The organism is Magnetococcales bacterium, assembly GCA_015231755.1.
Lineage (GTDB): Bacteria > Pseudomonadota > Magnetococcia > Magnetococcales > Magnetaquicoccaceae > Magnetaquiglobus.
The window spans coordinates 96942-109201 of sequence record JADGAZ010000010.1 but is presented as its reverse complement, the minus strand read 5'-3'; the positions used below and the strand labels follow the sequence as shown (position 1 = coordinate 109201).

At 57.0% G+C, this 12260-nt stretch carries 9 protein-coding genes; 2 read left to right on the top strand and 7 right to left on the bottom strand.

Going from position 1 to position 12260, the window contains the following annotated elements; all coding sequences use genetic code 11:
- Positions 1-310: 310 nt before the first annotated feature.
- Positions 311-1858 carry a tail fiber domain-containing protein gene (locus tag HQL98_08590; protein MBF0272104.1) on the top strand — a complete coding sequence of 516 codons (1548 nt, stop codon included), beginning with the start codon at positions 311-313 and terminating at the stop codon, positions 1856-1858.
- A 322-nt stretch (positions 1859-2180) separates the two neighbouring features.
- Here HQL98_08590 and asnB read toward each other — a convergent pair whose 3' ends face one another.
- The 7 genes from asnB to cadA form a co-directional block, all read right to left on the bottom strand.
- On the bottom strand, positions 2181-4097 hold the full coding sequence (asnB, locus tag HQL98_08585; protein MBF0272103.1) for an asparagine synthase (glutamine-hydrolyzing): 1917 nt from the start codon (positions 4095-4097) through the stop codon (positions 2181-2183).
- A gap of 30 nt (positions 4098-4127) precedes the next feature.
- Positions 4128-4985: a glycosyltransferase family 2 protein gene (locus tag HQL98_08580; protein ID MBF0272102.1), complete on the bottom strand. Its 858-nt coding sequence runs from the start codon at positions 4983-4985 to the stop codon at positions 4128-4130.
- On the bottom strand, positions 4982-5692 hold the full coding sequence (locus HQL98_08575) for a class I SAM-dependent methyltransferase (protein ID MBF0272101.1): 711 nt from the start codon (positions 5690-5692) through the stop codon (positions 4982-4984). The genes HQL98_08580 and HQL98_08575 overlap by 4 nt, the downstream gene beginning before the upstream one ends.
- 209 nt (positions 5693-5901) lie before the next feature.
- On the bottom strand, positions 5902-6717 hold the full coding sequence (locus HQL98_08570; GenBank protein ID MBF0272100.1) for a hypothetical protein: 816 nt from the start codon (positions 6715-6717) through the stop codon (positions 5902-5904).
- Between the two features lie 10 nt (positions 6718-6727).
- The gene (locus tag HQL98_08565) at positions 6728-6934 is read right to left on the bottom strand and encodes a hypothetical protein (GenBank protein ID MBF0272099.1); all 207 of its coding nucleotides are present in this window, start codon (positions 6932-6934) and stop codon (positions 6728-6730) included.
- 246 nt (positions 6935-7180) lie between these two features.
- Positions 7181-9268 carry an elongation factor G gene (locus HQL98_08560; protein ID MBF0272098.1) on the bottom strand — a complete coding sequence of 696 codons (2088 nt, stop codon included), beginning with the start codon at positions 9266-9268 and terminating at the stop codon, positions 7181-7183.
- Positions 9269-9407: 139 nt separating this feature from the next.
- Positions 9408-11621, bottom strand: coding sequence for a cadmium-translocating P-type ATPase (cadA, locus tag HQL98_08555; protein ID MBF0272097.1), 2214 nt, complete (start codon positions 11619-11621; stop codon positions 9408-9410).
- Positions 11622-11715: 94 nt separating this feature from the next.
- Here cadA and HQL98_08550 point away from each other — a divergent pair, with 94 nt between their 5' ends.
- Positions 11716-12141 (top strand): Cd(II)/Pb(II)-responsive transcriptional regulator, encoded by a 426-nt coding sequence (locus HQL98_08550; GenBank protein ID MBF0272096.1) that lies wholly within the window; start codon positions 11716-11718, stop codon positions 12139-12141.
- Positions 12142-12260 lie beyond the last annotated feature (119 nt).

The window sequence follows — 12260 nt, the reverse complement described above, 5'->3', positions numbered from 1 at the left end:
CACCACGCCCAAAACTGGCCTTTGCCTTGGCAGGTCAAGCGAATCTTCATCTGGAATGCATTATTTTGAACAGGTGACCGTTGCCGGGTATTTCACCGAGGCGGCCATTTACAGTATCGCTTCCGAAGAGGTTACCTGTGTCAGGCTTCATGCGCTGATCGTTGGCGGCGGTGCAAAATATTGCTTTTATTCTTCAAAAAATGACGATCTCTCCGTTGACAGTTTGGTATCCGGTTCCAATTATTCCAACCAACTTTACGGATTCCGCTTTGTTCATCAAGCTCAAACTGCCAATAGCGCTGCCATTTACATGGATTGGACCCTTGGGTGTGGGGGATGGGCTTTCAAGGGAGGATTTACCGGGATGACTTCCGGTGCCAACAGCGACCATATTCACATTCACATGTCTGGAGATCCAAGCAGCACGGTTGGCACTGCCGGTGACATCACATTTGAGGATGTCGGGTGTGAAGCAAGTACGGCGGGCACGCCTCCTGTGAATGTATTTCACATCAGCACTTCTGGTACGTATGCTCTCAAAGGATTGAGAATTGTCAACTGCAAGATTGGTCAAGTAACCAGTACAGCTTATTATGTATACACTGATGACAATGTAACTCTTGATGGTGCGCAGATCTTTGGAACAGCACTGGAACATCCATCCAGCTTCTTCAAAATCAACAAATCTGAGATCTCATTGCTCAGTCACAACCTCATCATCAGAAGCTCATGCACAGAATCAAAGCTGAATGCACGGCAGGTATTTTACAACGGAATCAATGGTGGATTGACCAAGAATGTGATCACATCTCCTGTTGTTGAGAATGTCACGTTCACCGGGTCCGGCTTGAATGACATGATCGTTGATCAAACCACCCTGTTCACCGGATCGCTCTTCAGGGAGTTCGTGTTTGAGATTGATGGGGATACATCACCAAATACTTTTAAATGGAGCGATAGCGGCGGTTTGGTGTGGAACGCGACCGGAGTTTCGATCACCGGATCACCTCAAACCATTTCTGAAGGGGTGGTGATTGATTTTATAGCAACAACCGGGCATACGCCTGGCAACAAATGGTCATTCAATGTTGACCCGTTCAGCATCCCAAATTCTGCTGGCAAATTTTCCGGCAAGGTTATTTTCACTTCCGGTTCTACAGGAGGAATTACTGGAGATAACGACACTTCGTATCTTATGATGTCGTCAAGCAAATCATTATCTGCTGCGTCAATGTATTTGAGCGGTTCGGCGCGTGGAAGTGGTTTGGCTGGAACCACGGAGTTTTATGGGAATGGTGATTTTATCGTTGGAAATGTCGCCGGAACTGTTCTTTTCATGGTTGATAAAACGGCAGGAAGTACCCGTTCCAATCGTGACAACACCGACAATCTGGGCACTGCTGCCAAGCGGTGGGCTGTCGTCTATGCCGGAACCGGGACGATCAACACTTCAGACCTGCGCGAAAAGCAACAATTCAAGCCGATCGACGATGCCGTGCTGCGTGCTTGGGGAAAGGTGAATTACGGGCAATTCAAATTCAACAGCGCGGTTGAAAAGAAGGGCGACGGCGCACGTTGGCATTTCGGTCTGATTGCCCAGACGGTGAAAGAGGCCTTTGAATCTGAAGGCTTGAACGCTTTCGATTATGGGTTGTTGTGTTACGATGAGTGGGAAGATGAATTCAAGCCGGTCATGGAACGCAGATTGGTTGTTGACGAAAACGGAAATGAGAACGTTGAAATGTTTGATACTGGCGAACAGCAACTTGTAACCAAAAAAGGAAACAGGTATGGAATCAGGTATGAAGAAGCGCTGGCTTTGGAGTGTGCATACCTGAGAAGCAAAATCGGAGTATAATAATCTTGGTAACCGTTCAGCCCAGTAAGCAGCAGGGGGTCATTTCGCGGAACGCGATCATGAGTGTGGCTGCTACTTCTCGCCAACAAAAACGCAACGTCCTTGAATTCTTGATACAAGCAATCGATGCGGATTTGCGAGACAAGCCCACCCCTTCGCTCTTTCCCAGGTAGACTGTTTTGATGCTTCATGCCGCCTGAAGCATTTTACTGGGCTGAACGGTTACCCCAAAGACTCGGTCCCGTACCCTGTCGCTACCAGCGCACGGGCGGGATTTACACCCGCTGAATACACACGCCTTTCCTGGCGCCCCTGGATCCCATCAGCAAAAATTCCCGTTTTGTTTCAGACCACACCCACGGGCATGACCGGACCAGTTGATGAACTGCAAAATCCCCAACAGGACGAATCCCGCGTTCAACCGCCCCTGCTGATGCTCCTCCCAGACCTGTTCCACCTCGTGCCAACGCAGCCAGCCCACCCCATGATTCCGCGCCCACTCCAGATGTTCCCGGAACACCCCGAACATCGGCCCGGGATGCCGGAACCACCCATCCACCGGAGGCAAAAAACCCGCCTTGGGACGTTGCAGATGACCGGGGGGAACCCGATTGACCAGCAAATCCCGCATGATCCGTTTGCCCTTGCCCCCCTGCCGCTTGGCCTCGTCGGGCAGTTGAAAACAGAACTCCACCAGCTCCCGGCTCAACAAAGGAACCCGCACCTCCAGGCCATTGGCCATGCTCATGCGATCCACCTTGGCCAGCACGGCGGGAAGAAAATGGTGCAGATCCGCATACTGGCGGGCGGTCAGGTAGGAGCGTTCCGCCGGCACTTCGTCCATTTTGGCCACATAATCCCCCACCGGATCCTTGCCACGCACCGCCTGCCAGAAGTCCGGCTGGTAGAGCCGTTGCTTGAGGGCATCGGAAAAAATGCGCCGAAACGAAGCGTGATCCCGTCGCGGTCCGGCATCCGCCGAAGCCAACAGCCGCTCCAGCACCATACGCGGACTGTAGCGCTGTCGATCCGCCGGCAACAAGGGGGTCATGGCCAAAGCGGTCTTGCGCAAAATTTCCGGAATCCTGCGAATCCACGGAGTCAGCTCTCCGGCCTTGTAGGTATCGTATCCCGCCAGCAGTTCATCCCCGCCGTCGCCGGCCAAAATCACCGTACAATCCCGCTGCGCCCGCCGGGACAACTGAAAGGTCGGAAAACAGGAAGCGTCCGCGTGCAATTCCCGCATCGCTTCCAGGGTGGTGCGGATCTCCGACTCCGACCAGAAAAAAACCTCCCCCTGCAACGCCAATCCCAAATGAGAGGCAAAAGCGGAGGCCGCCGGCGTTTCGTCGAAACCCGTCTGCTCGAACCCCAAACAATAGGCCACCGGATGCCGACCAGACTGCCACGCGGCCAAGGCCACGGTGGTGGAATCCAGACCTCCGGACAAGAACAGTCCCAGGGGAGCGTCGGAAACCAATTGTCCGGTGACAGAGCGTTGCACCAGTTCCCCGAACCGCTCCACCAGCTCCCGGTTCCAGGGCAACGGCGTCGCGGGGCAGGCGAGTTGCCAATATCGGGTCAACCGCTCTCCCTGCGGAGAAATTTTCAGCAGATGTCCCGGAGGCAGTTGCCGCAAATTTTTCAGTCCGGAACCCGGCCCCGGCAAATAATTGTAGGTGAAATAGCCATCCAGATCTCCGGCATTCACTTCCGGCAACGGGATCACCGGCCCGAACATCGCCAGCGGCTCGGAGGCAAAAGCCAGCAGTTGTGAACTTTTCCAGTAAAAAAGCGGCTTGACCCCCAGATGATCCCGTACCAAAAACAGGGTCCGCTCCTTTCGATCGAACACGGCGAAAGCGAAAATGCCATCCAGCCTGCCCAAACAGGCGGCTCCCCACTCTACCCAGGCGGCCAACAGCACTTCGGTATCGGTCTGGGTCAAAAAGTCGTGACCCCGCCGGGTCAGCTCCTGGCGCAACAATTGAAAATTATAAATTTCACCATTAAAACTTATAATGTAACGATAATCCCGGGAAAACATGGGCTGCTTGCCCGCCGCCGACAGATCCAGCACCGCCAGACGGGTATGTCCCAGAAACACCCCCGGTTCGACATGCATGCCCTGGCCATCCGGACCCCGATGGCTCAGCGCCGCGAGCATGGCGCGCAATTTTTCCTGATCCCACACCCGCTGGGGGTCTCCAGGGGAGAACAGACCGACGATACCGCACATGGGATCAGCCGAACCTCTGGCGGTTGCCGCTCACCGCATCAGCTCCTTGAGTTGCACCGCCAAAAGCCCGATGCAAAAAATCAGCATCGCCATGAAAATGTTACCCAACCCCAGAATAAAAAAACTCAGCATCTTGGTGAACAGGGCACCCACGATGAAAAACAGCGACAACAGCAGACAGAACCCACTCATCAGGATAAAAATTTTCATGGGATTGTAATACAAAACCGCTTCGATGATGTACTGAAGCGTGCGCAAAGAGTCCCGCAGCAGGCGCACCTTGCTCTGTCCGAGGCGGGAGTGGTAATCGATGGGCAAATAATCCACGAACCGGCCCGTCATGTAATAAGCCAGGGTCAACGAGGTGGTAAAGCTGAACGTATTGCACAGCCGGGGCAGATAGGACAGCACGGTCTCTTTGGAAAAAATCCGCAGTCCGGAATTGACATCCGGGATGGATTGTCCGGTGGTGAACTCCACCAGCATGCGCAGCACGGCCCGCATGGGAGACTTGAAGGCGGACTCCCGATAGTGGGGACCGGTACGCTGTCCCACCACCATGTCGAATCCCAAAGAGTAGCGTTGCAGCATTTCCGGCACCCGTTCCACCGGATAGGTGCCATCGGCATCCAGAATCACGATGGTATCGTAGCTGGCGGCCAGGATACCTTTTTTCAAGGCATTGCCATAGCCTCCCGGAACGGGATGGCGGATCACCCGCGCCCCCTGGCGGGCGGCCATTTCGCCGGTGCCATCGTTGGAGCCGTCATCCACCACCACCACTTCCGCCGGTTCCAGGCCGTGTTTGCGGGCCACGTCCAGACACTGATCCACGGTTGCGGCAATGGCCGACCCTTCGTTGAGGGCGGGAATGATAAAGCTGATCATATTTTTTTCGCCACCAGCATGAGTGATTGCCCAAAAAAATGGCGCGTCAGGGGAGTCAGCAGGCGCGACAGGGGCAGGAGATGGTTCACGAACAGGCGGGTCTGAAAACTGACCGACGCCCCGTTGAGGCTTTGATGGGAGACGAAGCGATTCGCCAGCCAGCCAAAAAAGCCGATGGGATTGAAAAATTCCACCGACAGCACCTCCGCCGGCTGGCCTGCGAAGGGTTGCAGAAGTCTTTGGCGTCCATAACGCAGGTGATGATGGGCCAGCCGATCCAGATCGTTATACAAAAGGGGATGGGCCGGCACCTGCATCAGCAGATGTCCCCCCGGCGCGAGCAAAGCCAGCAGATTGCTCACCCCCTGCCGGTCGTCTTGGACGTGTTCCAAGACATTGCAGCACAAAACCGTGCGCGCCTGTCCCAGACCGATGGGGGTCAACTGTTCCAGACGGGTGATATCCGCCGTGATCAGGCGCGCATCCGGATATTTGGCCTGGGCCTGGGAGACCGATTCCGGATCGATATCCAGTCCCGCATAGGATCCAAGCGGCAGCAATTGCCCGACGAATCCCCCATGTCCCAACCCCACCTCCACGATGGGGGCCATCAGATAGGGGGCGAAGTGGGCCAGAATCCAGCGTGCGTAGACATCCGCCTCGGCCACGGATGACGAATAGGTTTCCGAGGAAGCTACGGCATCCATCGAATCTCCTAAATCAATGAGGGAATACCACCCGGTTCATCCCGGTTGCCACCTTGTGAAGCGACCTTGTGTGGAAGGGTAAAGCCATTACGGGTGACATGCCATGAAAAATTGCGTCCGGCATTGGAATCCAAATGGACTCTATCGATTCCATCCTGATTCGAAAAGGTGGCGGATCGCCTTTTGGCAACCCGTTTTTCATTCTTTCGTTACGGTGCCAGAATCCGCGCCACTTCCGCCCCGTCCTGGGGGGTGAGGGTATGGTCTTGACCTTGGGTGATGGTTTCCGGGGTCAGTGTACGCAGGGCGGTCACTTGGGCCATGTCCTGGCTCCAGACCGGCACCAGGTTGTCGCCGAGCAAGCTGGGTGTGTCGCGGCGGACGATGGAGAGGTAGCGGGCTTTGGGATGGGGTTGATGGTTGAGCCAGTGGAGAAAAGTGCCGGGGCGTTCCCGTGCGAGGTCTTCATAGAGGGATTTGGAGCGGTTGAGGGTATCCATGCCCATCATCGGGGCCATCATGGAGAGGGGGGTACTGGCGATGAGTCCGGCCACTTCGGCTTTGTCCGTACCGAGATGGGGGCTGGCGATGGTGATCAGGGTATGAATCGACAAGCCGGGTTCACGCACCATGAGCAATCGGGCCACCACGCCACCGGCGGAATGGCCGATCAGGAAGGTGCGTTCGGTGCCGCGTTGTGCGCGGATGGCAAGCAGGATTTCCTTCAGGGCGTTTGCTTGAGTCAGCAATGGGGCTTCGGAGGGCAAGTCGGCCAGAAAAAAGGCGTGGGCACCTTTGGGCGGGGTATTTCGGAACTGCAATCCGCCCTGGGCCATTGCGGTCACGCTGCCGCCGGACTCCCAGCCTTTGGTTTTAAGAGCGGGGGTGACGCCGCTTTGTTCCCAGGCGTCATCCCCGCTTAAATATCCATGGACAAAAATGGCCACATCGGCCCGCGCAGGTCCGGCGGCTCCGGAGAGCAGGAGCGAGACCAGGGTTGCGCCCCATGCGTGCCAGGGTTTCATGATCGCCTGTTTATTCCCGTTTTTCCAAGGCTTTGAGGAACACGGACTGGAAATCGTTCCCTTCGCCTTCGGAGGCGCGACCCGAGGAATAGGATTGATTGGAAGTGGAGATCCGCGCCTGCACCCCGGTTCCGGGTTCCACCACCTGTCTGACCGAGCGGGCGCGATCCACCCGACGGTAGAGTTGCAACAAGACTGGATGGGATACGCTGATCATTTTGCCCTCGTTGTGTAATCCGAGTGAGTCTCCATACGTTGTTGTTAACTATTGGATCGTCCAATCGAGAGGATTTCTTGACTCTTTTTTACGTGGGCAAGGATTTCTTTTCAAGATGGCGAAAAAAGGCGGGCTGGCGAAAAAAAACGCGCCATTGAAAAAAAGCGGGGGTCTGGGGGACGAATCCCCCAGACCCCCGCTTTTTTTCAATGGTATCGGATCGAATCGGATCGGGCCTTCCCTTCGTCAGGAGGCTTTTTTATCCTGCTCCAGAATCACCCGCGCAATATGATTCGGCGCCACATGATACGCCGCAAGCCGCATGGTATAAAGCCCCCGCCCCGAAGTCAGCCCGTTCAACACATTCCCATAATCCAAAACCTCCACCATCGGCGCCTCAGCGGAAACGATCTGACCACCACCCCCCTTGGGCATCACCCCCAATACCCGACCACGCCGACTGTTCAAATCCCCAATCACATCCCCCAACACATCCTCCGGAACCGTCACCTCCATGGTCATCACCGGCTCCAACAATACCGATCCCGCCTCCGCCAATCCCTTGCGCAACGCCATGGCCCCGGCACTCTTGAACGCATGATCCGAGGAATCCACCGAATGATGACTGCCATCCACCAACGCCACCCGCACATCCACCACCGGATAACCGCCAATCACCCCCTGCTCCAAAGCCTCGACAACCCCCTTCTCCACCGACGGCACAAACTGACGGGGAATCACACCCCCCACAATGCGATTCTCGAACTCATATCCCCCATCCCTCGGCAATGGCTCGATCTCCAACCAACAATCGGCAAATTGCCCCCGACCGCCGGTCTGCTTCTTGAGCCTCCCCTGCACCCGCGCCTTTTTGGTGATGGTCTCGCGAAACGGTGGCCGCGCCATCTTCAACGTGGCACACGCCCCGTACTTGCGCTTGAGCCGATCCAAAACCACCCGCAAATGGGTCTGCCCCATACCCGATAGAATCAACTCATGGGTCACCGGATCCCGCCGCAACCGCAAAGTGGGATCCTCCTCCACCAGTTTCTCCAATCCCATCGCCACCTTTTCCTCGGTCTTGGCATCGGTCTCCACGGCAAACGTATGGGTCGGATCCTGAAAAACCACCCGCTCATAACGAATCGGATGATCCACCGCACACAAGGTATCCCCGGTATGCACCCCCTCCAACTTGGCAATGGCCCCCATCTCCCCCACACCCAACCGATTCACCGGAATCATCTCCCGACCCTGCAACCGAAACAATCGCCCCCCTTTTTCCTTGACATTGCGGGTGCCGTTCAGGAAAGGCTGTTCCAGTTCCAATACCCCGGAAAAAACCCGGATCACCGTCAACTTGCCGGCGAACGGATCCATCACCGTCTTGAAAACCACCGCGGAAAATGGCTCCGTAACCGCCGGAACACGCACCACCACCCGACCGGGATGCTCCGGATCCACCCCCTTCAAAGGCTTGATCATCGCCTTGTCCAACGGACTGGGCAGATACTCGGCAATGCCATTGGCCAAAGAACGCACACCAATATTGGCCGCCCCGGATCCGCAATACAACACCAGCAAACGCCGGGTGATCACCGCCTCCCGCAACCCCCGATGCAACACCTCCAAAGAAGGCTCCGTGCCGTCGGCCAGATAACGCTCCAACAACACGTCATCCCCCTCCACGATCTTTTCCACCAACTGGGTCCGATAATATTCGGCATCCGCCCGGGCGCTCTCGGGCAAATCGATCTGACAAAATACCCCGTCACGGGCCGACCAGGCGGTCATGGGAATCAAATCCACAATACCCCCGAAATGCTCCCCCACCCCGATGGGAATGGTCAACGGCAAGGCCGTCACCCGCAACCGGGACTCGATCACCCCCAACGCACGAATGAAATCCGCACGAGGCCGGTCCAGCTTGTTGATGAATCCAATCACCGGCACCATCGCCTCCTCGGCCATGGCCCAAAGCCGCTCGCTCTCCGACTTGACCCCAACCTCCCCGGAAAAAATCATCACCGCCCCGCCCACCACATCCAACACACTGCGGGTCGATTCCAGAAAATCAATGTAACCAGGGGTATCCACCAAGTTGAACCAGCGATCCCGCCACACACAATGCCCGACATGCGGCGTGATGGTGACACGCCGCTCGATCTCCTCGGGCTCGCTGCTCATCACCGTGGTTCCCTTGTCCACATCCCCACGCCGCGCAATCGCCTCCCCGTTGAACAACAACGACTCCGCCAACGTGGTCTTGCCCCCGCCACCATGGGCGATCAAGGCGATGTTGCGCAACTGACTGATTTCCGGAACGATGGGCATGGAAGATTCCTCAATTTTCAAATGTGGTATAGCGGTCTGATCCGTAACCCCCAACAGGATCAAAACATCAATACATCACAAAATACGCCCCATCCCGTCCAGGATCCAGCCTCAATTTCGATACCGCGACCCCATGCCCTCAAAATCGCAACAAACGCCGCCCATTGAAAATCACCAACAGACTGGCTCCCATATCCGCCAACACCGCCATCCACAACGTGGCCAGTCCCAAACCCGCCAAGACCAGGAAAAAACCTTTGATGCCGATGGCCAGCAAAATATTTTCCCACAGGATGCGCCGGGTGGCCCGCCCAAGACGCACAAACTCCGCGATCTTACGCAGATCGTCGTTCATGATGGCCACATCCGCCGTTTCCAAGGCGGTATCGGTCCCGGTGCTGCCCATGGCCATGCCGATGGCCGCCCGCGCCAAGGCCGGCGCGTCGTTGATCCCATCTCCCACCATGCCCACCACACCATAACGGTCCGTCAACGACTCGATGGCCGACAATTTTTCTTCCGGCAGCAACTCGGCCCGCACCTCCTCGATTCCCGCATGCCGGGCAATGGCCTGGGCCGTGGCGGCATTGTCCCCGGTCAACATGGTCACCATGATGCCCAACTCCCGCAGGGCACGCACCGCCTCCGGCGCGCTCTCCCGCATGCGGTCGGATACCCCGATCACCGCCAAAGGCTCTCGGGAAGAGGCCAAGACCACCACCGTCTTTTCGTCCTGCTCCCAAGGCAAAAGAATCGCTTCCACCTCCGGACGACACAAACCCAGCTCCTCCAACAAACGATGATTGCCGATGTGATACACCTCCCCGCCAATGGTTCCCCGCGCTCCCCGCCCGGCCAACGCCTCGAAATGACGCACATGCAGCAAAGGACGCCCCTGACCCCAGGCTCCCAGAATGGCCGCAGCCACCGGATGTTCGGAATGACTCTCCAGACTGGCGGCCAGCCGCAACACCGCATCCCGGTTGGCTCCCCCCAGCACGACACAATCGCTCATCTCCAACCGGCCATGGGTCAAGGTGCCGGTCTTGTCCAGGGCGATGGCCCGCAAATCGTTGGCCTGCTCCAGATAAAGCCCGCCCTTGATCAGAATGCCCCGCCGCGCCCCGGCGGCCAGACCGCTCACCACCGTCACCGGCGTGGAGATCACCAGCGCGCAGGGACACGCCACCACCAGCATCACCAACGCCTTGTAAAACCACCCGGAGAAAGGTTCATGAAACAACACAGGGGGCACCAAAGCGATCAATCCGGCGATGATCACCACGGCGGGGGTGTAATACTGCGCGAAACGCTCCACGAAACGCTGCATGGGCGCCCGTTTGGCCTGGGCCTCCTGGACCGTCTCGATGATGCGCGCCAAGGTGGAGTGCTTGAAATCGGCGGTGATCTGGTATTCCAACACCCCGGAACCGTTGATCGAACCCGCGTACACCGGATGGCCTTTTTCCTTGGTGACCGGCACGCTTTCACCGGTGATGGGCGCCTGATTGACCCCGGAACGTCCCGACACCACCACTCCATCCAGGGCGATCCGCTCGCCGGGCTTGACCCGCGCCACCCGACCCACCGCCACTTCGGAGGCGTTCACGCTCTCCCACGTCCCGTCATCACTCCGGACAGAGACGGTTTCCGGCGCCAAAGACATCAACTCCCGCACCGCGTTGCGCGCCCGATCCATGGAAAGGGCCTCGATGCGCTCCGCCAGACCGAACAAAAAAATCACCATGGCCGCCTCGGGCCACTGACCGATGATCAGGGCGCCCAACACCGCGAGACTCATCAAAAAATTGATGTTGAGAGAAAGATGACGCAATGAGATCCATCCCCGTTTCAAGGTCTCCCGCCCCCCCACCAGAATCGAAATCACCACCAGCGCACCAATCAGGGGGGAGGTCTCCTCCACGCCGCTCCAGACCAAAATTTCCGCCACGCTGGCAGTCACACCCGCCACGGCGGTCACCCCCCACTCCCGCAACGACACCACAGGCTGCGCCGGCAGAGAACGGAAACGCTCCGTGTCGGAACGCTCCGCCATCGGATCCGGTTCCATATCCACAGCGCGCAACGCCCGAATCACCGTCTCCCGCTCCACGCCGCGATGGGTCAACACCAGCTCCCGACGCATGAAATCAAAATCCATGTGCAAAATTCCCCTCATGCCGGTCAGGGCTTTGCGGATCAACTCCCCTTCCGTCGGGCAGCACAACTGAGAGACCCGCAACACCATCCGTTCCCCCTCCAGGGTCTGAAGCGGCGCAGGCGATATCTCGGACACAGGATCAGCGGCGCAACAGCCGGAAGCACAGCAGGAAGAAGCCTCTTGAGTGGACATGATCATCTCCGGTGGAAAGTTCTGGAAAACCGTGTGATCATTGCACACCCTGTAGCAACTACAGGGTCAAGTCTTTTTTTACCAGGAGGGAATCATGCGTATCGGCGAACTGGCCAAGCGGGTGGGCTGCGATGTGGAAACCGTGCGTTATTACGAAAAAGAGGGACTGCTGGCCAAACCCAACCGGGAAAGTTCCGGCTATCGGGATTACGGCGCTGCGGATCTGGAAACTTTGCAATTCATCCGTCACTGTCGCTCGTTGGGAATCAAGCTGGCGGAAATCAAGCAATTATTGAATTTCCGTTGTCGTCCGGAGGAGGATTGTTCCGGGGTCAACGCCTTGTTGGACATTCAGATCGCCCGCGTCGAAGAACAAATCACCGCCATGGGTCTGCTCAAGGCGCAGTTGCAATCTTTGAGAAAGGAGTGCGAACACCGCCAGACCAACCGGGAGTGCGGCATCCTGCAATCCCTCAACCAGATGCGCCAATGCCCCTGCCACAGAAACGAAGTCGGATAGACCATTGAAAAAAAAGAGAGGGTCTGGGAGATTCATCTCCCAGGGTTTTGACTTTCAAAATTAAATTTATTATTTTTAAAATCATAAAGTCAAAGTCCTGGGGGAAGAATCCCCCAGAC

Bases quoted from the DNA above. Each gene is read 5' to 3' on its own strand.
- HQL98_08590 (MBF0272104.1), top strand. From the start codon at position 311: ATGGATTGGACCCTTGGGTGTGGGGGATGGGCTTTCAAGGGAGGATTT.
- HQL98_08560 (MBF0272098.1), bottom strand. From the start codon at position 9,268: ATGCCCATCGTTCCGGAAATCAGTCAGTTGCGCAACATCGCCTTGATC.
- HQL98_08575 (MBF0272101.1), bottom strand. From the start codon at position 5,692: ATGGATGCCGTAGCTTCCTCGGAAACCTATTCGTCATCCGTGGCCGAG.
- HQL98_08580 (MBF0272102.1), bottom strand. From the start codon at position 4,985: ATGATCAGCTTTATCATTCCCGCCCTCAACGAAGGGTCGGCCATTGCC.
- cadA (MBF0272097.1), bottom strand. From the start codon at position 11,621: ATGTCCACTCAAGAGGCTTCTTCCTGCTGTGCTTCCGGCTGTTGCGCC.
- HQL98_08550 (MBF0272096.1), top strand. From the start codon at position 11,716: ATGCGTATCGGCGAACTGGCCAAGCGGGTGGGCTGCGATGTGGAAACC.
- HQL98_08570 (MBF0272100.1), bottom strand. From the start codon at position 6,717: ATGAAACCCTGGCACGCATGGGGCGCAACCCTGGTCTCGCTCCTGCTC.
- asnB (MBF0272103.1), bottom strand. From the start codon at position 4,097: ATGTGCGGTATCGTCGGTCTGTTCTCCCCTGGAGACCCCCAGCGGGTG.
- HQL98_08565 (MBF0272099.1), bottom strand. From the start codon at position 6,934: ATGATCAGCGTATCCCATCCAGTCTTGTTGCAACTCTACCGTCGGGTG.